This window comes from Streptomyces sp. NBC_01260, assembly GCF_036226405.1.
Taxonomy (GTDB): domain Bacteria; phylum Actinomycetota; class Actinomycetes; order Streptomycetales; family Streptomycetaceae; genus Streptomyces; species Streptomyces laculatispora.
In genome coordinates, this window is sequence record NZ_CP108464.1 from 4107019 (window position 1) to 4126684 (window position 19666).

Below are 19666 nucleotides of genomic sequence, written 5' to 3' on the forward strand. Positions count from 1 at the left end.
CGCACTACGGAGCACGGAGCAGGAAGCCGGGAAGGTCGGCGTACACCATGCATGTCACGCATCTGTCGCTGGCCGACTTCCGCTCGTACGCCCGGGTCGAGGTGCCTCTCGACCCGGGCGTCACCGCGTTCGTGGGGGCCAACGGCCAGGGCAAGACGAATCTGGTCGAGGCCGTCGGCTATCTCGCGACGCTCGGCAGCCACCGGGTCTCCTCCGACGCGCCGCTGGTGCGCATGGGGGCGGAGCGGGCTGTCATCAGGGCCGCGGTCACCCAGGGCGAGCGCTCGCAGCTGATCGAGCTGGAGCTGAATCCGGGTAAGGCCAATCGCGCCCGCATCAATCGATCGTCGCAGGTCAGACCCCGTGATGTGCTCGGCATCGTACGGACCGTGCTGTTCGCGCCGGAGGATCTGGCGCTGGTCAAGGGCGATCCGGGGGAGCGCCGCCGGTTCCTGGACGAGCTGGTCACGGCACGTTCGCCGCGGATGGCCGGGGTGCGATCGGACTACGAGCGGGTGCTGAAGCAGCGGAACACGCTGCTGAAGTCGGCGGCGATGGCGCGCAGGCACGGTGGCCGTTCGATGGACCTGTCGACGCTCGACGTATGGGACCAGCACCTGGGCCGGGTGGGCGCCGAGCTGCTGGCGCAGCGGCTTGATCTGATCGCGACGATGCAGCCGCTGACGGACAAGGCGTACGCGGACGTGGCGCCCGGCGGCGGGCCGGTGACGCTGGAGTACCGCAGCTCGGTGGGCGCCGAGGTGGGCGTGGGACCGGGTGTGGGGGTGGACCCCGCCCGTACGCGCGAGGAGCTGTACGCGCAGCTGATCGCGGCCCTGGCCGAGGTGCGCAAGCAGGAGATCGAGCGGGGCGTGACGCTGGTCGGCCCGCACCGCGACGATCTGGTGCTGGGGCTGCGGGGAATGCCGGCCAAGGGGTACGCGAGCCACGGGGAGTCGTGGTCGTACGCGCTGGCCCTGCGGCTGGCCTCGTACGATCTGCTGCGCTCGGAGGGCAACGAGCCGGTGCTGGTTCTGGACGATGTCTTCGCCGAACTGGACGCGCGTCGCCGCGAGCGGCTGGCCGAGCTGGTGGCTCCGGGTGAGCAGGTGCTGGTGACGGCCGCGGTGGACGACGACGTCCCGGGGGTGCTCGCAGGTACGCGGTACGCGGTGTCGGCCGGTGAGGTGGAACGGCTGTGAGCGGCCGTACGGACGGCCCGGAGCCGTTGCCGGAGGGGCCGGCCGGCTCACCGCGCGAACCGTCCTCCGCAGCGGCGAAGCCGCCGGAGCCCTCGGGGGTGGACCTGGCGCGGGTGGCCCTGCGTGCGGCGAAGGAGCAGGCGCGGGCGCGCGGTGCGGCGGCGCAGCAGAAGAAGCAGGCCCGGCGGGGCGGCGGGCTGCGGTCCGGGGCGCGGGCGGACGGCCGCGATCCGCTGCCGCTGGGTGCGGCGATCAACCGGCTGATCACCGAACGCGGCTGGGAGGCACCCGCGGCGGTGGGCGGTGTGATGGGCCGCTGGCCGCAGATCGTAGGTGATGATCTGGCCAATCATTGTGTGCCGTTGCGTTACGACGAGGATCCCGCGGAGCGGGTGCTGACGGTGCAGTGCGATTCGACGGCGTGGGCGACCCAGCTGCGGCTGCTGGCGCCCCAGCTGGTGGCCCGGCTGAACGCGGATCTGGGGCACGGCACCGTGCGGATGATCAAGGTACTGGGGCCGGGAGGGCCGCAGCGCAGGTTCGGTCCGCTGCGCGCTCCGGGGAGCAAGGGGCCGGGCGACACCTACGGCTGAGCTGGCCTTTTACCCGTTTCCGAGGCCAGTGTGCCGACTCTGGCGGAGGGCGCCGCGGTGAGGTGCGCCCCGGTTGTCCCCGATGCCTGCGGACTCCGTGTTGTGCGGGTGTGCGGTGGTTGAAACCGTACGTCGTCGAGCGGGCGTCCCTCACGGTAGCGGGAGGTTGACAGGCCGAAGCGCTCAACGCCCGTGTGAGCCTCTTGAGGCCCCTTCCCGAATATGGGGAGTCGTCAGCCGCTCATTCAGGGCGGCACATGCGGACTCAGGTACCGGCAAACCCCCATTCGGGTCGGCGCTACCGGTAGACTGGTGGACAATCCCGCGTCCTTGCGGGATTCGTCGATACAAGCCGAACGACGCAGCCGCTCCCGCCTGCCCGGAGAACGGCCTGTGCTGTGCCAGAAAGGGCGCTTCGTGGCCGATTCCGGCAACCCCAACGAGAACATTCCGTCCACCCCCGGTGAGAGCGGCGCCGCTTCCGCCTCGAACGAGGTGACAGCCTCGTACGACGCCAGCGCGATCACCGTCCTGGAGGGCCTGGACGCGGTCCGCAAGCGGCCCGGCATGTACATCGGCTCGACCGGTGAGCGAGGCCTGCACCACCTGGTGCAGGAGGTCGTCGACAACTCGGTCGACGAGGCGCTGGCCGGCCACGCCGACACGATCGATGTCACGATCCTCGCCGACGGCGCGGTCCGGGTGATCGACAACGGCCGGGGCATCCCGGTCGACATCGTGCCGTCGGAGGGCAAGCCGGCCGTCGAGGTCGTACTGACGGTGCTGCACGCCGGCGGCAAGTTCGGCGGCGGCGGCTATGCCGTCTCCGGCGGTCTGCACGGTGTCGGTGTCTCCGTGGTCAACGCGCTGTCGGCGCGGGTCGCGGTCGAGGTCAGGCGGGACGGCTACCGCTGGACCCAGGACTACAAGCTCGGTGTGCCGACGGCGCCGCTGGCCCGTAACGAGGCCACCGAAGAGACCGGCACGACCGTCACCTTCTGGGTCGACGGGGACATCTTCGAGACGACCGAGTACTCCTTCGAGACCCTGTCGCGCCGCTTCCAGGAGATGGCGTTCCTCAACAAGGGTCTGACGATCAAGCTCACCGACGAGCGTGAGTCGGCGAAGGCGACGGCGGGCGCGGATGTCGCCGAGGTGGCCGAGGTCGCCGAGGAGGAGCAGGCGCGCACGGTCACGTACCACTACGAGGGCGGCATCGTCGACTTCGTGAAGTACCTGAACTCGCGCAAGGGCGACGTCATCCATGATTCGGTGATCGACATCGAGGCCGAGGACAAGGAGCGACTCCTCTCGGCCGAGATCGCCATGCAGTGGAACACGCAGTACAGCGAGAGCGTCTACTCCTTCGCGAACACGATCCACACGCATGAGGGCGGTACCCACGAGGAGGGCTTCCGTGCGGCGATGACCTCGCTGGTCAACCGGTACGCGCGGGACAAGAAGCTGCTGCGCGAGAAGGACGACAACCTCACCGGCGAGGACGTCCGCGAGGGTCTGACCGCGATCATCTCGGTGAAGCTGGGCGAGCCGCAGTTCGAGGGTCAGACCAAGACCAAGCTGGGCAACACCGAGGCGAAGACCTTCGTCCAGAAGGTGGTCCATGAGCAGCTGACGGACTGGTTCGACCGCAACCCGAACGAGGCGGCCGACATCATCCGCAAGGGCATCGCGGCCGCCACGGCCCGGGTCGCTGCCCGCAAGGCCCGTGACCTGACCCGGCGCAAGGGGCTCCTGGAGAGCGCCTCGCTGCCTGGCAAGCTGAGCGACTGCCAGTCCAACGATCCGACGAAGTGCGAGATCTTCATCGTCGAGGGTGACTCGGCCGGTGGTTCGGCGAAGTCCGGCCGTAACCCGATGTACCAGGCCATCCTGCCGATCCGGGGCAAGATCCTGAACGTCGAGAAGGCGCGGATCGACAAGATCCTTCAGAACACCGAGGTCCAGGCGCTGATTTCGGCGTTCGGTACCGGGGTGCACGAGGACTTCGACATCGAGAAGCTCCGCTATCACAAGATCATTCTGATGGCGGACGCCGACGTCGACGGCCAGCACATCAACACCCTGCTGCTGACCTTCCTGTTCCGCTTCATGCGCCCGCTGGTCGAGGCCGGTCACGTGTACCTCTCGCGCCCGCCGCTGTTCAAGATCAAATGGGGCCGGGACGACTTCGAGTACGCGTACTCGGACCGTGAGCGCGACGCCCTGGTCGCCCTCGGCAAGCAGAACGGCAAGCGGATCAAGGACGACTCGATCCAGCGCTTCAAGGGCCTCGGCGAGATGAACGCCGAGGAGCTGCGCATCACCACGATGGACGTGGACCACCGTGTGCTGGGCCAGGTCACCCTGGACGACGCGGCGCAGGCCGACGACCTGTTCTCGGTGCTGATGGGCGAGGACGTCGAGGCACGGCGCTCCTTCATCCAGCGCAATGCCAAGGACGTCCGCTTCCTCGACATCTGAGTCGGCCGTACAAGCAAGCCGCAGCGCGAAAGGACTTTGACCAACCATGGCCGACGAGAACACCCCTGTGACACCCGAAGAGGAACCCGCCGTCGTGGGTGTGGGCATGCGTGTCGAGCCCGTCGGGCTCGAGACGGAGATGCAGCGCTCCTACCTCGACTACGCGATGTCCGTCATCGTCTCGCGTGCGCTGCCCGACGTGCGGGACGGTCTGAAGCCCGTCCACCGCCGGGTCCTGTACGCGATGTACGACGGCGGCTACCGGCCCGAGAAGGGCTTCTACAAGTGCGCCCGTGTCGTCGGTGACGTCATGGGTACGTACCACCCGCACGGCGACTCCTCGATCTACGACGCCCTGGTGCGCCTGGCGCAGCACTGGTCGATGCGCATGCCGCTGGTCGACTCCAACGGCAACTTCGGTTCCCCGGGCAACGACCCGGCCGCGGCCATGCGGTACACCGAGTGCAAGATGATGCCGCTGTCCATGGAGATGGTCCGGGACATCGACGAGGAGACCGTCGACTTCCAGGACAACTACGACGGCCGCAACCAGGAGCCGACGGTTCTGCCGGCGCGCTTCCCGAACCTGCTGGTCAACGGTTCCGCGGGCATCGCGGTCGGTATGGCGACCAACATCCCGCCGCACAACCTGCGCGAGGTCGCGTCCGGCGCGCAGTGGTACCTGGAGCACCCGGAGGCCTCGCAGGAGGAGCTCCTGGATGCCCTGCTCGAGCGGATCAAGGGCCCGGACTTCCCGACCGGCGCACTCGTCGTGGGCCGCAAGGGCATCGAGGACGCGTACCGCACGGGCCGTGGCTCGATCACGATGCGCGCGGTCGTGGCGGTCGAGGAGATCCAGAACCGCCAGTGCCTGGTGGTCACGGAACTCCCGTACCAGACCAACCCCGACAACCTCGCGCAGAAGATCGCCGACCTGGTGAAGGACGGCAAGGTCGGCGGGATCGCGGACGTCCGGGACGAGACCTCGTCGCGTACGGGGCAGCGCCTGGTCGTCGTGCTCAAGCGGGACGCGGTCGCCAAGGTCGTACTGAACAACCTGTACAAGCACACCGATCTGCAGAACAACTTCGGCGCCAACATGCTGGCGCTGGTGGACGGGGTGCCGCGCACCCTGTCGATCGACGCGTTCATCCGCCACTGGGTGACGCACCAGATCGAGGTCATCGTCCGGCGTACGCGGTTCCGCCTGCGCAAGGCGGAGGAGCGGGCGCACATCCTGCGCGGCCTGCTCAAGGCCCTGGACGCGATCGATGAGGTCATCGCCCTCATCCGGCGCAGCAACACCGTGGAGATCGCGCGTGAGGGCCTGATGGGCCTGCTGGAGATCGACGAGATCCAGGCGAACGCGATCCTGGAGATGCAGCTGCGCCGGCTGGCCGCGCTGGAGCACCAGAAGATCACCGCCGAGCACGACGAGCTCCAGGCGAAGATCAACGAGTACAACGCGATCCTGGTGTCGCCCGAGCGGCAGCGGCAGATCGTCAGCGAGGAGCTGGCGGCGATCGTCGACAAGTTCGGCGACGACCGGCGCTCCAAGCTGGTGCCCTTCGACGGTGACATGTCCATCGAGGACCTGATCGCCGAGGAGGACATCGTCGTCACGATCTCCCGCGGCGGCTATGTGAAGCGCACGAAGACGGACGACTACCGCTCGCAGAAGCGCGGCGGCAAGGGCGTGCGCGGCACGAAGCTCAAGGAAGACGACATCGTCGACCACTTCTTCGTGTCGACGACGCACCACTGGCTGCTGTTCTTCACCAACAAGGGCCGCGTCTACCGCGCGAAGGCCTACGAGCTCCCGGACGCCGGACGGGACGCGCGCGGTCAGCACGTGGCCAACCTGCTGGCCTTCCAGCCGGACGAGCAGATCGCGCAGATCCTGGCGATCCGCGACTACGACGCGGCGCCGTACCTGATCCTGGCCACGAAGGGCGGTCTCGTGAAGAAGACCGCGCTGAAGGACTACGACTCGCCCCGCTCCGGTGGCGTCATCGCCATCAACCTGCGCGAGACGGCGGACGGCTCGGACGACGAGCTGATCGGTGCGGAGCTGGTGTCGTCCGAGGACGATCTGCTGCTCATCAGCAAGAAGGCCCAGTCGATCAGGTTCACTGCGACGGACGATGCGCTGCGCCCGATGGGCCGTGCCACCTCGGGCGTCAAGGGCATGAGTTTCCGCGAGGGAGACGAACTCCTCTCGATGAATGTCGTCAGGCCCGGTACTTTCGTGTTCACTGCCACTGACGGCGGGTACGCGAAGCGGACCCCTGTCGACGAGTACCGCGTTCAGGGTCGCGGCGGTCTGGGCATCAAGGCCGCCAAGATCGTGGAGGACCGGGGCTCGCTGGTCGGTGCGCTGGTGGTCGAGGCTACGGATGAGATCCTTGCCATCACGCTCGGCGGCGGTGTCATTCGTACGCGAGTCAATGAAGTCAGGGAGACGGGCCGTGACACCATGGGCGTCCAACTGATCAATCTGGGCAAGCGTGATGCCGTTGTCGGGATCGCGCGTAACGCCGAGGCGGGTCGTGAGGCCGAAGAGGTCGACGGTCCCACCGACGCCGACGGCGAGACGGCCGAGGCAGTGACAGCTGAGGCCACCACGGCCGACGCGACTGGTGAGAGCACTGTCGAGGGCACGACGCCCTCGACCGGGGAGCACGAGGAGTAAAGCGTGAGTGGAGCCACGGGCGCCGGTTCGGCCGCTTCCGGAGCCGGCGCGAACGGTGCCCGTGGCCCTGCCACGGACTCCCAAGGGGGCACTGTGACGGATACCCGGGGTCCTCAACCCCAGTACGAGGGCTACTCGGCCGGGCCGTTGCCCGGTGAGCGCGAGCCCGCACCTGGCCAGGCGGGGCCGTACCACCCGCCGCAGGCCTACCCCTCGCCTCCGGGCGGGACACAGGGGGGCCACCCCCACGCCGCCCAGCAGGGCGGCGTGCAGGGCATGGGCACGGCACAGGCGTCCCGCAAACCGCGGACGGGGGCGCGGACCACTCCGCGTACCCGTAAGGCGCGTCTGCGGGTGGCCAAGGCCGATCCGTGGTCGGTGATGAAGGTCAGCTTCCTGCTGTCCATCGCACTCGGCATCTGCACGGTGGTGGCGTCGGCGGTCCTGTGGATGGTGATGGACGCGATGGGCGTCTTCAACACCGTGGGCGGCACGATCAGCGAGGCAACCGGTTCGAACGAGGGCAGTGGCTTCGATCTGCAGGCGTTCCTGTCGCTGCCGAGGGTCCTCATCTTCACCTCGGTCATCGCGGTGATCGACGTGGTTCTGGCGACCGCGCTGGCGACGCTGGGTGCCTTCATCTACAACTTGTCGGCCGGCTTCGTGGGCGGTGTCGAGCTCACGCTGGCCGAGGACGAGTAGCGACGCGGGTATCGATTTTGGGACTGGCCACGACGTGCGCTAATCTTCAGAAGTCAGCGCACAGCGCGGCGGGGCTATAGCTCAGTTGGTTAGAGCGCATCCCTGATAAGGATGAGGCCACAGGTTCAAATCCTGTTAGCCCCACAGTGACAACAGAAGGCCCGGTCTCTTCGGAGAGACCGGGCCTTCTGCGTGGGCGGGGTGTGGTGTTGGGCGGGAGTTGCGTGAACTCCCGCCTCTTTTGTTGAGCCGGAGCCGGAGCCGGAGCCGGTGACCACTCGCTTCCAGAGCTCCGGCGCCAGAGCTCCGCCGCAAGCGGCACAGAGGCACGGGGCCCAGAAGCCCAGAAGCCCAGAAGCCCAGAAGCCCAGAAGTCCAGAAGCGCAACGGCACGGTACGGCTGCGGGGGCCCGCTCCGGTCACTCCGGCAGGGAGGGATGTCCGGTGCCGCCGTGGTGGGCGCACGGGAAAGCCCCCGTCCGGTGTGAACCGGCCCGGGGGCTCTGGGTGTCAGGTGCGCCGCTCTCAGGGAGGCAGCAGGGAGGCGTCCCCCGCCGGTGCCCCGTGCGAGGCGCGGGCCGTGCTTGTGGTGTTCGCGGTGTCCGCCGTGTCTGCGGACAGATGGCGGGTGGCGGGTGAGGAGCCGTGCGCCTCGGCGCGGATGCGCTGCTTCATCGTGGGTGGCAGTGCCCGGTCACGCGGAAGGGTCCATCGCACTGACGGGGTGTTCGCGGTTGCCGCGGTCGCACCCGTGTGCTTGTGGGTCGTGGCCGCCGGCTCCGTGACCGTGGCTTCCGTGGCCGACGCGGTGGAGCCTGCGAGGCCCAGTGCGGCGAGAAGTGCGAAGAACGCGGTGATGAAGGCGGTCCAGAGGTTCTTGGCCCGGTAGGTGCTCATGGCCCCTCACTCACTTTCGGATGGTCCGTTTTGCTTACCTTCCTGATGATGTGGATTCGGCTCGCGATTTCGCGGACCGACGCTGCCGATGTGCCGATGTTCAGATGAACACCACTCGTATGGTGCAACTGCTCCCGATCGGCCGGGTCCGGGCCCTCTCCGGGGGTGGTGGCGGGGTGGTGACGGGGGTGGCCCGATCCTCCGACGATCGCTTTTCCGCAGGCCCCAGTTGGGTTGCGGGGAGGTCACCGGTCGATATCGGCCGGTGTGTATAGTCGGGCGGCAGAAGTCCCCTACGCCAAGGAAAGACGAGGTCGCGCGGTGAAGAAGCTTCTCCTGGTCGCACTGGCCGCCATCGGCGGGCTCCTCGTGTACCGCCAGATCCAGGCGGATCGCGCCGAGCAGGATCTGTGGACGGAGGCGACTGACTCCGTGCCCGCAGGTTCGGGTGTGTGAGACAGAACAGCCTGATGCGAGCCCCGGTCGCCTGAGCGGCCGGGGCTTCGTGCTGTTGCGGGACCGTGACGCCTGTGCTCTTGAGTTCACCTACGCAAATCAATAGGTTGCTTGAGCAAAGAGGCTGGGGAGTTCGGTCGAGGGGGCACGGATGAGTGCACGCAACCACCGGCGCACGGCGCGGGCGGGGACATTGATCGGCGGGGCGCTGTTCGCTCTGGTGGCAGGCGCGCTGCCGGCCGTGGCGGCGCCCGGGGAGGCCTCCGCCGCGTCGGACGCGGCCGGATCCGACGGGAGCGGCAGCCTGGTCATGGTGCTCGACTCGTCCGGCTCCATGGGGGACGACGACGGTACGGGCCGGACCCGGATGGAGAGCGCCCGCGCAGCCGTCGGCACGGTCGTGGACGGCCTTCCGGACGGCTATCCGACGGGCTTGCGGGTCTACGGCGCCGACCGGCCGCAGGGCTGTACGGACACCCGGCTCGTGCGCCGGTGCGGAAGCTGGACCGGGCCGCGGTGAAGCGGGCGGTCGCAGGCGTACGGCCCAGGGGCGACACCCCCATCGGCCTGTCGCTCCGCAAGGCGGCGCAGGATCTGCCGCAGCCCGCGGGCGGCGCCATCGGCACGCGCACGATCCTGCTGATCTCCGACGGCGAGGACAACTGCGGTACGCCGCAGCCCTGCGAGGTCGCCGAGCAGCTCGGCAAGGACGGGGCCGGGCTGCGGATCGACACCGTGGGCTTCCAGGTGAAGGGCGCGGCCCGCGAGCAGCTCGAATGCGTCGCGAAGGCGGGCAACGGGCGGTACTACGACGCCCCGGACGCCAAGTCGCTGGCCCGTCAGCTCCAGCGCGCCTCCCAGCTCTCCGCGGACGGGTACCGCTTCCGGGGCGAGCGGGTGGCGGGCGCGGCCACGGCCGACCGGTCCCCGGTGCTCGTACCCGGGCAGTATCTGGACACCATCGGGCCTGGCGAGAAGCGGTACTACGCGGTGGATCTGGATGCCGTGTCCACGGCTGACTTCGCGGCGACGGCGGTGCCGCAGCCCGGGGCGGCCGTCGACACGTTCGACGCGCTGAGCACCAGGATCGAGTACGACGAGCACGGTTCCTGCGGGACGAACACCGAGCGCTTCCAGCAGAAGGAGGGGGCGGCCCCGCTGACGTCGGCGGTCGCCCGGATCCGCTCCGAGGAGGGCACCCGCACCTGCGACCGTGCGGGCCGCTACCGGCTGGTGGTGGAACGGGAGAGCAAGAAGGGTTCCGATGCCGCGCGTTGGCCGCTGGAGCTCGTGTACGGGGTCGAGGCGCCGCTGGAGAAGGGTGTGACGCCCGCCCAGTCGCAGGCGGAGTACGGCAGTGGCGGCAAGGAGGCCACGCTGCCCGCGGGTGATCCCCGCGATGTGCGGGGCGGCACCGGCTTCAACGATGCCAGGGCGATCGGACAGGGCGTGTGGCGCGACCGGATCCTGCCGTCCCAGACGCTCTGGTACAGGGTTCCGGCCGGCTGGGGCCAGCAGGTGCGCTACGACGTGGAGTTCGCGAACGAGCCCACGGTGGACCGCGGCTCCGCCACGTACTCCTACGGGGCGACCCGGCTCTACACCCCGGCCCGCTATCCGCTCACCGGCGGCGGTGAGTTCACCTCGACCACGATGTACAACGGCCGGCCCTCGGCCCTGCGGATGGGCGGCGTCCCGGTCTCCTGGACCAACCGCTACGAGAACCGGAACAATGTGCAGCCGGTGCACGCAGGGGGCGGCTTCTACATTTCGGTGACGCTGGGCGCCCGGGCCGCCGAGATCGCGGAGAATCCGCAGATCGCTCTGGTGCTGAGGGTGTCGGTGCTCGGCGCGGAACGGACCGGGCCGCAACACGGGGCCCCCGTGCGGGCCGGGTCCGGCAGCGGCGCTGACGAGGATGCGGACAAGAAGGGCGATTCGATCGCGTCCGCAGACAGCGGTGGTGCCGGAGGGGCAGGATGGACCGGCATCGCGGCTGCCGCCGGGGCGGCCGTCGTGGCTCTGCCGGCCGCCGTGTTCGTATATGTACGCAACCGCCGCGGGGCAGCCGCACGGTCGACGAGGGGAAGCGCGTGATGAGGCAGCGCAGCAGGGGCCGGGCGACGCTGGCCGCGGTCGCGGCAATGTGCGCGGTGGCGGCGCTGCCGGGGCAGGCGTACGGGGCGGACGGGCCCGCGGCGTACACGTTCGATCCGAAGGCGCAGGCGATCAGCGGCGTTGCGGTCAACACCGATGCGAGGGATCTCACGGCCGGTTCGGTCTACCGGAGTTCGATCAAGTTCGGCGAGAAGCTCTACTACCGGCTGAACCTGGAGGAGACGACGAACGCCTACGTCTCGGCCGTCGTCGTGCCCAAGGACGGCGGCAAGGTCGCCTACGGGGACGGCATCGCGATCAGCATCAGGGACAAGTCGGACCTGGGGTGCAGCTCGGAGAACGCCCGGTTCGGGTCCGCCGAGTACCCGCGGCCCATCGCCGCCTACGCCTACCGGACCGTGGACAAGGACAGCAGCAGCTGTCAGGGCGCCGGGGTGTACAACGTCCTGATCGAGCGGCAGAGCGAAACCACCTCGGGGCGCGGGGAGTGGGAGCTGGAGATCCGGTACGCGTCGGAGCCGCAGCTCGCGAAGGAGCCTTCGACGCGGCCCGAGGCGCCGGAGGACTGGCCGTCCGCCTCACCGAAGCCGGCGACTCGGGCCACGGACAACCGCAGGCACGGCGGCGGCAGTTACTACGACGCGACGAGCCTGGAAACCGGTGAGTGGAAGGACGAGGTCGTCCCCGGACAGACCCTCTTCTACCGGGTTCCGCTGGACTGGGGGCAGCAGATCTTCGCCACCGCCGGTCTCGGCAACAGCACCGTCCCGGACGAGGACGAGTACATCAGCGGCGCGCTCGCGATGTCCCTGGACAATCCGGCGCAGGGCCATGTCGACAGCGCTTCCCCCATGGCCTACTCGGGCAAACCGGCCTCGATGTCCCTGGACCCGGTGCCTCCGGTGGCGTACCGGAACAGGTTCGCCTCCGACACCAGCGTCAGTGCGATGCGCTTCGCCGGCTGGTACTACCTGTCCGTCACGCTGAGCCCGGACGTCGCCAAGCCCTACGGTTCCAAGCCGTTCCCGCTGACTCTCACGGTCAATGTCGAGGGGAAGGCAGCCGGGACCACGCCGTACAAGGGCGAGGCGGGGATCTTCGGCGTCACGCAGGACGACAAGGACATGGCGAGGAACGGCCAGAGCGGCTCGCAGGCCGCCGAGAGCAAGAGCAGGAGCGGCAACATGAAGCTGCTCGGCGCGGCGGGCATCGGCGCGGGCGCCGTGCTGGTGCTCGGACTTGGCGGGTGGATGCTGCTGGCACGGCGCGGACGGGCCGCGGCACCGGCTGGGACGGCCGACGCCGGACAGCAGCAGCCGTACGGAGGACCGCCCCAGGCCTGGTAGCCGGACGCGGGCCGCCGTTGCCGCCCGCGTCGGGCCGGGTTCGTCGCTCAGGCCTGGGTCAGGGCCCAGATCCCCACGGCGAAGCAGATCAACGCCACCAGCAGCACCGGGACCGCCACCTTCGTGGACGGTCCCGGCCGCTTTCGCGGAGCGGGCGCCGCGGTGTGCGACGGGGGTATGACCTGGGACGACGCTGCCTGCGCGAAGTGCGGCGGAGCCCCGGCCCCGGAAACTCCCGGTCCGGGAACGGGAACCTGCTGAGCGGTGTACGGACGGGTGAGCGCTTGTTCGTGCTGCACCGCGGCCGTGGGGGCCTGTGAGAGGTCAGGAGGGGCGGCGGGGTGGGGGGACGCCGTATGCGCCGGATGGGGAGTGCCGGGAGTGACGGGCTGCGCCGCCTGGGGCGTGGCGGCGGGGTGCTGCGGGGGCGGCTGAAGGTGGAAGCTGCCCGTCTCCGACATCGAGGCAGGGGGCTGTGCGTACGACTGCGGTGCGGCGTGCCGGCCTGCCTGCTGCCCGGGTTCCTGGGCTGCCTGCGTCTGCCCGTGCGGGGCGTCCGGTCGGCCTGTCTGCCGCGGGGCCGGTACCGGCCCCGCGGGGCCGAAACCGGCGGGCAGCGGGCCGATCTGGTCGAAGACCTCCACCGGCTCGTCCTCGGCCCCGGGTTCGGGCAGCATCTCGACCGCGGCCGTCAGCGCCTTGCGCGCGCCCGTGGCCGTACGGAAGCGGGCCTGGGGGTCCGGTTGCAGCAGCCCGGCGAGCACCTGCCAGAGCGGCTCGGGGATGCCTTGCGGAGCACTGGGTGTGCCGTACGCGGCGAAGTGCTCGACGAGCGCCTGGGAGTCGGGCTTCTTCCCCTGGAGCAGGTACAGGGCGACGAGGCCGACCGCGAAGAGGTCTGCCGGGAAGTCCGGCTCCGCGCCCATCATCTGCTCGGGCGCGAAGTAACCCGGCGTTCCCACCACGTAGTTCGTCTCGGTGAGGCGCGGCTCACCCTTGCGCATGGAGATGCCGAAGTCGGACAGCCGCAGATGCGGCCGGCCGGTTCCGGTGGCCTCCATGAGGATGTTGGCGGGCTTGATGTCCCGGTGCACGACCCCCTCGGCGTGCACCGTCGACAGTCCGGACAGCAGCTGGTCGAGCAGCGTGCAGACGAACCGCGGGGGCAGCGGCCCGTAGTCACCGATGACATGGGCCAGCGAACCGCCGCTGATGAGGTCCATGGTGAACAGGACCTTGTCGTCGTCCGCGGCCCAACTGGCCGGAGCGAGCACATGCGGATGCTCGATCCGCAGCGCCTGTTCGCGGACGAAGCGCAGCAGCGTGTGTGCGTCGCTCTGCTGGAGGACCTTGGCTGCCACATAGCGGCGGCGCCGGTGATCCCAGGCACGCCAGACAGCACCGACCCCACCACGTCCGATCGGATCGATCAGCTCGTACCGACCAGCGAAGACCTCACCCATTGCGCTGCGCTCGCTCCCCGTTCCTGCCCTCGGCCGGTGCGTGTGCCCGTGCCCGGATACTGCGGCTGCCGGTGTGTACCCCGGTCTAGCTCTGGTGTCCCTCGTAGTGCGCCACCGCGTCCGCGGTGCGTCCTGCCCCGTACACCTTGAGGAACTCTGCCAGTTCCGGGTGCGTCGGGGCGAGGGAGTCCGCGGCATCGATGATGTCACCGGCCGCCGCGACGGACCGCAGCAGCGACTGGATCTCGCGGACCACACGGCGCACGGTGGGCGCCCCGCTGGTCGACGACGTCTGGCCCGTGCCGGTGAGTACGGAGCCGCCCTGGGACTTCTTGATCTCTTCCATCCGGTCGGTGGCCTCTCCCGCGCTGACACTGCCGTCCGCGACCTGACTGGCCAGTTCCTGGAGCGCCTGGACGCGCTGGACCACGGCCGGATTACCGATCTTCGCCCGCTGACCACTCATGAGCTGGGAGAGCATGGGGGCGGACAGCCCGAGTACCGCCGCCAGCCGGGCTTGGTTCAGGCCCAGATCATCGATCAGCCGTCGGAAGAGCGCACCCAGCGGTTCCCCGTACCAACTGCGCTGAAGTTCCCTGGCTCTGGCCGTCGCCTCTTGCTGTGCTGCATCCATAGCGTCTCCCCTTCGCTGAGGCTTCGCTGCTGCGAACCTCGCGAGCATCTTACGGAGCGTGGTCGTCGGCCGGGAGCCCCTGTCTTTTGGAGGATTGAGGGGATCACCGGGTACTCTGGTCTGCGGCGGTGACCACGATGCCGGTGCGTCCGGTGCTGCCCGCTTTCGGGGCCTTAGCTCAGTTGGTAGAGCGCTGCCTTTGCAAGGCAGATGTCAGGAGTTCGAATCTCCTAGGCTCCACTTGCCAAATGCCCCCTGACCTGCGAGAACGCGGTTTCAGGGGGCATTTTTTTGTGCCCATCAGTGGGCGCATCGTGCCTACGGGGGCTGGGGCGGTGCGATGGAGCAGTACTCCCCGGCGCTGTCCTGGGGGGACGCTGCTCCTCGTTTGCCTGGTCTCCCTCGCGGTCGGCTCGCTGGCCGCCGCCGTCCCGGCCCGCCGGGCCGCCGAGCGGGTACCCGCCGGCCTGACCCTCGACGAGCAGGCCGAGGTCCTGCCCGCGGAGCTCGACTCCTTCGCCGAACGGCACGCCGTGGGGCGGGGTTTCCTGCTGCTGGCCCACTCCTACGGCGGCAAGCTCGCCCTCATGACCGTGGGCCACAACATCAGCCTCGGCCGGGCCGCCCGCTGCTACCACCTGCGCGCGCTCGCCGTCTTCGAGGAGTGCCTGCTATCCGCCCCGGAGACCACGACCCGGCCGACACGCACCCCCGGCGAGGCACGATGACCAAGCCGTACGAACCGATGCCGGCGGACTGGGAGCGCGCGCTGTGCGTCGTCGCGCACCCCGACGACCTGGAGTACGGGCCCGCCTGCGCGGTCGCCAGGTGGACCACGCAGGGCAAGTTCGTCGCCTATGCCGTGGCGGCCGTGGCGAAGCCGGGATCGCCACCATGGCCCCGGATGCCACCGGTGCGATGCGCGCCGGGGAACAGCTGCGGGCCGCGGCCGTGGTCGGGGTGCGGGACGTGGACTTCCTCGGCCACTCGGACGGCATCATCGAGTACGGCCTGCCGCTGCGCCGTGACCTCGCGCGCTCGATCCGCAAGTACCGCCCGGACGCGCTGGTCACCATCAACTTCTGTGAACGGTGGCGCAGCGGCGACTGGAACACCCCCGACCACCGCAACGTCGGCGTCGCACTGCTCGACGCGGCCGCCGACGCCGGCAACCCCTGGGTCTTCCCCGAACTCGTCGACGAGGGCTTCCCGCCGTGGGACGGCGTGCGCTTCGTGGCTGTCGGCGGCTCCCGGAGTCCGGGCACGCCATCGACGTCACCGACGGCATGGACGCCGGTATCGAGGCGCTGGCCGCGCACGCCGGCTATCTGGCGTCGCTGCCGCCGGACAACCCGATGGCCGACGTCGCCGGCTACCTCACCACCAAGCACACGCGCTTCGGCGAGCGCTTCAACAACGTGCCGACCATGCCGTTCGAGATCATCGGTGTCTGAGCCGGATCAGCAGCCGGCGGCGGAGAACAGCAGGCAGTGGTCGCCGGTGAGGCTCTCCGACGGCGTGCTCCACTCGAAGTAGATCTCGCCCTCGAATTCCAGCACCTCCGACAGCGCGTGCCCGATGTCGAACGCCAGCGGGGTGACCTTGCCGCTGGAGTCGCGGAAGTTGCCGGCGCAGACGCCGATCGGGCCGCCCGGACGCAGATGCTTGCCGATGGTGCCGAAGATGTCCGCGTGGTGGTCTTCACCGCCCCCGACCCGCTCTGACGATCCTGCGTCCGCGGAGCCCGATGCCACCGCGTCCTGCGGGCGGCCGGCCCTGCGGACGCGTGGCGGTTCGGTGCGCCGCCCCGGGGAAACGACGGGCGCCGGAAGACCGCGAGGTCTTCCGGCGCCCGTTCTCCTTACTGCTGCTGAGCGGCCGGTCAGGGGCGGTCGTCCAGGTCCGTGCCGTCCACGGCGTCCGGTCCGTCCGTCTCCGCGTCGGCCTGCTTGCCCTGGACGTCGGGGTCGAGGGCCGTCGAGCCGCTCCCGTCGACCGAGGTCAGCGGGGCACGGTCGTCGACCTCGGTGGGAGCGGGCGGCTCGACCAGCCAGTCGGGGTTGGCCTGCTTGTCCCACCAGCGCCAGACGGCATAGGCGCTGCCCGCCAGGATGCCGGCCACGGCCAGTGCCTTGGACACGCGGCCGGCCCTGGCCCGCCGCTCGTGCTTCCGGGTCAGCTTCCTGATTTCCTTCGGCGTGACCTGCCCGCGCAGTGCGGCCAGGGCGGCGGCACTGCGAGCGGTGGCCTCCTGGGCGACCGGCTGGGCCGCGGCCATCGCGTGCTCGACGCGGGGAACGGTGTAGTCCGCAGCGCTCCTGGCGACCTGACGGGCGCGCTGCGCGGCCTCGTCGACCTTGGGGGGCACATGCGTAAGGGCGAGTTCGATACGTGGTGCGAGGTGCGCGCCGTACTGGACGCGAGCCTGCTTGGCTGCCTTCGAAACCTTCGGCGCGAGCAGCGTACGGGCCTCTTGCGCGTAGTGAACGGCCTGTTCCCTGGCCGTGTCGGCGTAGGGGGCCGCCACTTCCGCGGCGTGCTGCACGCTGTCCCTCGCCGAGTCGGTTGCGGCGCGCACGCTGTCGATGCGGGTCACGGGATCCTCCTCCTTGGTGGCGGGTTGGTACTCCGCCTTTCCACCCAGTTCGAGATCATGCCTACCCGGAGCCTGTGCGGCACCTGGGGCGGGCATCCGGGTCATTCAGGTCATGAGGGACACCCTCGGGCAATGAGGTGCAAGGGGAGCCTGTCGACGACAATGCCACGGTTCGGCCCGGCACGCGCCGGTTCGTCACGCACTTGGCCGCATTCGTTTCCGTCGGAAGCCGCGGCGGGCAGCGGGGAGAAGGGCGGGGAGGCGTGGGCGGGCCGGACGACGCGGGGTGTGGTCCGTGCGAGGATCGGTGGACGTCAGAGAAGACTTACGGAAGGCAGATCGTGGCCGAGCAGCTTTACGCCACCTTGAAGACCAACCAGGGCGACATCGAGATCCGGCTTCTGCCGAACCACGCGCCCAAGACGGTCAAGAACTTCGTCGAGCTCGCCACCGGTGAGCGCGAGTGGACCCACCCCGCGACCGGGAACAAGTCCAAGGACCGGCTGTACGACGGCACCGTCTTCCACCGCGTCATCAGCGGCTTCATGATCCAGGGCGGCGACCCGCTGGGCAACGGCACGGGCGGCCCGGGGTACGAGTTCGGTGACGAGTTCCACCCCGACCTCGCCTTCACCAAGCCGTACCTGCTGGCGATGGCCAACGCCGGCCCGGGGACCAACGGCTCGCAGTTCTTCGTGACGGTGTCGCCGACCGCCTGGCTGACCGGCAAGCACACCATCTTCGGTGAGGTGGCGGACCCGGCGAGCCAGAAGGTCGTCGACACCATCGCGGCCGCCCAGACCAACGCGCGCACCGACCGTCCGTTGCAGGACGTGGTCATCGAGTCGGTCGTCGTCGAGACCCGCTGACTGCCGAGCGTCGCCGGCCGCTCACTCTCTGATCCGCCCGGGAACCAACTGCCCCGCCCGTCCGTACTTGATGACAGAACGGACGTGCAGGGCGGCTCGGTGTGCCCTGCCGCGATGACGAGGACCGAGGGGACCGGGAAGTGATGGGACCGATGGACCAGCAGCCGCCGGGCGAGCAGAACGCGTCCGCTCCCGTGGACGGTCCGGTCACCTGTTACCGCCATCCGGGCCGTGAGGCGACGATCCGCTGCACCCGCTGCGACCGCCCGGTCTGCCCGGACTGCATGGTCAGCGCCTCGGTCGGCTTCCAGTGCCCGGACTGCGTCCGGCAGGGATCCGGCACGGGTCACAGCCCGGCGGCCGCCCGGCCGCGCACGATCGCCGGCGGCTCGGTCGCGGCGGATCCCCGGCTGATCACCAAGATCCTGCTCGGGATCAACGTCGCGGTGTTCGTCGCGGTGCTGGCCAACAGCGCGCTGGTCGGCGATCTGGTGCTCCTGGGCCGGGCCAATTTCTACTACGGCGGTCCGCCCGAGGGCATTGCGGAAGGCCAGTGGTACCGGCTGGTGACGTCGATGTTCCTGCACCAGGAGGTGTGGCACATCGCCTTCAACATGCTGGGGCTCTGGTGGCTGGGCGGTCCGCTGGAAGCGGCGCTCGGCCGCGCCCGCTACCTCGCGCTCTACATGCTCTCGGGGCTGGCGGGCAGTGCCCTGACCTACTGGCTCGCCGAGCCGAACCAGCCCTCGCTGGGCGCCTCGGGCGCCATCTTCGGTCTGCTGGGCGCCACCGCGGTGCTCATGCGCCGGCTCAACTACGACATGCGCCCGGTCTTCGCGCTTCTCGCGATCAACCTGGTCATCACCTTCAACCCCTGGGGCGGAATCGCCTGGCAGGCACATGTCGGCGGGCTGATCGCGGGCACGCTGATCGCCATCGGCATGGTGCACGCCCCGCGCGAGCGGCGGAATCTGGTGCAGTACGGCACCTGCGCCGCGGCCCTGGTCGTGGTGGTCCTGATCGTGGTCCTCAGAACGGCCTCGCTGACCTGAGGGCTCGATACGGACCGTTTGTGATCGAAGTTGTCCACAGCGTGCACCTGATCTTGTGCATTCAGCGGGTACAACTGTGCCCCTTGTCGCTGAGCTGGGTTTTTCCAGCAGGGACAAGGGGCGTGCTGCCCCGGTCAGGGGCGGCTGCAGTCACACCGGAGTCAACGGTCAAGGAGTTATCCACAGATCGTCTGACCTTTTCCCCCGCCTGTGGATAACGCTGTGGGTAACTCAGGGCAAGGGTTGCGGTACCGGGGTCCGCCGTGGTGCTACGCGCTTCGGGGAGCTACTTCCACTGGGTGGAGACGCCGAAGCCGCCGGCGATGAAGCCGAAGCCGACGACGATGTTCCAGTTCCCCAGTGCCTTGACCGGCAGGTCGCCGTCGGTCACATAGAAAACGACGATCCAGGCCAGGCCGATCAGGAAGAGCGCCAGCATGACCGGCGCCACCCAACTGCGGTTGGTCAGCTTTATGCTGGTTGCCTGCTTCGCCGGAGGGGGCGTGAAGTCGGCCTTCTTGCGGATACGTGACTTCGGCACGAGGAACTCTCCTGTCGATGCGCT

At 69.4% G+C, this 19666-nt stretch carries 17 protein-coding genes, 2 tRNA genes and 2 pseudogenes; 15 read left to right on the forward strand and 6 right to left on the reverse strand.

Translation table 11 applies throughout. The features are described 5' to 3' along the window. The first annotated feature begins 47 nt into the window (after positions 1 to 47). The 6 genes from recF (at position 48) to OG322_RS18285 (ending at position 7814) form a co-directional block, all read left to right on the forward strand. Complete coding sequence (recF, locus tag OG322_RS18260; RefSeq protein ID WP_123460433.1) at positions 48 to 1202, forward strand: DNA replication/repair protein RecF; 1155 nt, start codon at positions 48 to 50, stop codon at positions 1200 to 1202. 26 nt (positions 1203 to 1228) lie between these two features. Beyond that, a complete protein-coding gene (locus OG322_RS18265) occupies positions 1229 to 1795 on the forward strand; it encodes a DUF721 domain-containing protein (RefSeq protein ID WP_123462177.1) in 567 nt (188 codons plus the stop codon). 393 nt (positions 1796 to 2188) lie between these two features. Beyond that, entirely contained in the window at positions 2189 to 4276 is a 2088-nt protein-coding gene (gene gyrB, locus OG322_RS18270) for a DNA topoisomerase (ATP-hydrolyzing) subunit B (protein WP_123460432.1), read from the forward strand. 46 nt (positions 4277 to 4322) lie between these two features. Further along, a complete protein-coding gene (gene gyrA / locus OG322_RS18275; protein WP_123460431.1) occupies positions 4323 to 6968 on the forward strand; it encodes a DNA gyrase subunit A in 2646 nt (881 codons plus the stop codon). A 93-nt stretch (positions 6969 to 7061) separates the two neighbouring features. After that, positions 7062 to 7670, forward strand: coding sequence for a DUF3566 domain-containing protein (locus tag OG322_RS18280; RefSeq protein ID WP_123460430.1), 609 nt, complete (start codon positions 7062 to 7064; stop codon positions 7668 to 7670). A 70-nt stretch (positions 7671 to 7740) separates the two neighbouring features. Next, positions 7741 to 7814 (forward strand) — tRNA-Ile (locus OG322_RS18285). Positions 7815 to 8195: 381 nt separating this feature from the next. On the opposite strand, the gene OG322_RS18290 is transcribed toward OG322_RS18285, so the two are convergent. Beyond that, the gene (locus tag OG322_RS18290) at positions 8196 to 8567 is read right to left on the reverse strand and encodes a DUF6344 domain-containing protein (protein ID WP_123460429.1); all 372 of its coding nucleotides are present in this window, start codon (positions 8565 to 8567) and stop codon (positions 8196 to 8198) included. A gap of 321 nt (positions 8568 to 8888) precedes the next feature. On the opposite strand from OG322_RS18290, the gene OG322_RS18295 reads away from it, so the two are divergent. The 3 genes and pseudogenes from OG322_RS18295 to OG322_RS18310 all read left to right on the forward strand — a co-directional run bounded on the left by OG322_RS18295 (position 8889) and on the right by OG322_RS18310 (position 12487). Continuing rightward, positions 8889 to 9023, forward strand: a complete 135-nt coding sequence (locus OG322_RS18295) for a DLW-39 family protein (protein ID WP_003958712.1) — start codon at positions 8889 to 8891, stop codon at positions 9021 to 9023. A 151-nt stretch (positions 9024 to 9174) separates the two neighbouring features. Next, a pseudogene (locus OG322_RS18305) lies at positions 9175 to 11120 on the forward strand (vWA domain-containing protein). Beyond that, complete coding sequence (locus OG322_RS18310; RefSeq protein WP_329306685.1) at positions 11120 to 12487, forward strand: hypothetical protein; 1368 nt, start codon at positions 11120 to 11122, stop codon at positions 12485 to 12487. The pseudogene OG322_RS18305 and the gene OG322_RS18310 overlap by 1 nt, the downstream one beginning before the upstream one ends. Positions 12488 to 12534: 47 nt before the next feature. Here OG322_RS18310 and OG322_RS18315 read toward each other — a convergent pair whose 3' ends face one another. Both OG322_RS18315 and OG322_RS18320 read right to left on the reverse strand, forming a co-directional pair. Then, positions 12535 to 13950, reverse strand: a complete 1416-nt coding sequence (locus OG322_RS18315; RefSeq protein ID WP_123460425.1) for a serine/threonine protein kinase — start codon at positions 13948 to 13950, stop codon at positions 12535 to 12537. 85 nt (positions 13951 to 14035) lie between these two features. Then, entirely contained in the window at positions 14036 to 14584 is a 549-nt protein-coding gene (locus tag OG322_RS18320; RefSeq protein ID WP_024489493.1) for a helix-turn-helix domain-containing protein, read from the reverse strand. A 167-nt stretch (positions 14585 to 14751) separates the two neighbouring features. On the opposite strand from OG322_RS18320, the gene OG322_RS18325 reads away from it, so the two are divergent. The 4 genes and pseudogenes from OG322_RS18325 (at position 14752) to OG322_RS18340 (ending at position 16038) form a co-directional block, all read left to right on the forward strand. Beyond that, positions 14752 to 14824, forward strand: a tRNA-Ala gene (locus OG322_RS18325). 95 nt (positions 14825 to 14919) lie between these two features. Continuing rightward, on the forward strand, positions 14920 to 15312 hold the full coding sequence (locus OG322_RS18330; protein WP_329306686.1) for a hypothetical protein: 393 nt from the start codon (positions 14920 to 14922) through the stop codon (positions 15310 to 15312). Positions 15313 to 15502: 190 nt separating this feature from the next. Continuing rightward, positions 15503 to 15679: pseudogene (locus tag OG322_RS18335) on the forward strand (PIG-L deacetylase family protein); the annotation flags it as partial. A gap of 119 nt (positions 15680 to 15798) precedes the next feature. Then, positions 15799 to 16038 (forward strand): hypothetical protein, encoded by a 240-nt coding sequence (locus OG322_RS18340; protein ID WP_266413267.1) that lies wholly within the window; start codon positions 15799 to 15801, stop codon positions 16036 to 16038. 6 nt (positions 16039 to 16044) lie between these two features. Here OG322_RS18340 and OG322_RS18345 read toward each other — a convergent pair whose 3' ends face one another. Then, complete coding sequence (locus OG322_RS18345; RefSeq protein WP_329306687.1) at positions 16045 to 16338, reverse strand: hypothetical protein; 294 nt, start codon at positions 16336 to 16338, stop codon at positions 16045 to 16047. A 128-nt stretch (positions 16339 to 16466) separates the two neighbouring features. Continuing rightward, entirely contained in the window at positions 16467 to 17180 is a 714-nt protein-coding gene (locus tag OG322_RS18350) for a DUF5324 family protein (RefSeq protein ID WP_124284524.1), read from the reverse strand. A 341-nt stretch (positions 17181 to 17521) separates the two neighbouring features. Here OG322_RS18350 and OG322_RS18355 point away from each other — a divergent pair, with 341 nt between their 5' ends. Together OG322_RS18355 and OG322_RS18360 are read left to right on the forward strand one after the other, a co-directional pair. Beyond that, entirely contained in the window at positions 17522 to 18049 is a 528-nt protein-coding gene (locus OG322_RS18355; RefSeq protein WP_123460422.1) for a peptidylprolyl isomerase, read from the forward strand. Positions 18050 to 18201: 152 nt separating this feature from the next. Then, complete coding sequence (locus OG322_RS18360; protein WP_329306688.1) at positions 18202 to 19101, forward strand: rhomboid family intramembrane serine protease; 900 nt, start codon at positions 18202 to 18204, stop codon at positions 19099 to 19101. A 286-nt stretch (positions 19102 to 19387) separates the two neighbouring features. On the opposite strand, the gene crgA is transcribed toward OG322_RS18360, so the two are convergent. Next, entirely contained in the window at positions 19388 to 19642 is a 255-nt protein-coding gene (gene crgA, locus OG322_RS18365) for a cell division protein CrgA (RefSeq protein ID WP_123460421.1), read from the reverse strand. Between the last annotated feature and the right edge of the window lie 24 nt (positions 19643 to 19666).

Coding starts and splice junctions, on each gene's coding strand:
- OG322_RS18315 (WP_123460425.1), bottom strand. CDS start 13,950: ATGGGTGAGGTCTTCGCTGGTCGGTACGAGCTGATCGATCCGATCGGA.
- OG322_RS18290 (WP_123460429.1), bottom strand. CDS start 8,567: ATGAGCACCTACCGGGCCAAGAACCTCTGGACCGCCTTCATCACCGCG.
- OG322_RS18310 (WP_329306685.1), top strand. CDS start 11,120: ATGAGGCAGCGCAGCAGGGGCCGGGCGACGCTGGCCGCGGTCGCGGCA.
- recF (WP_123460433.1), top strand. CDS start 48: ATGCATGTCACGCATCTGTCGCTGGCCGACTTCCGCTCGTACGCCCGG.
- OG322_RS18320 (WP_024489493.1), bottom strand. CDS start 14,584: ATGGATGCAGCACAGCAAGAGGCGACGGCCAGAGCCAGGGAACTTCAG.
- gyrA (WP_123460431.1), top strand. CDS start 4,323: ATGGCCGACGAGAACACCCCTGTGACACCCGAAGAGGAACCCGCCGTC.
- OG322_RS18360 (WP_329306688.1), top strand. CDS start 18,202: ATGGACCAGCAGCCGCCGGGCGAGCAGAACGCGTCCGCTCCCGTGGAC.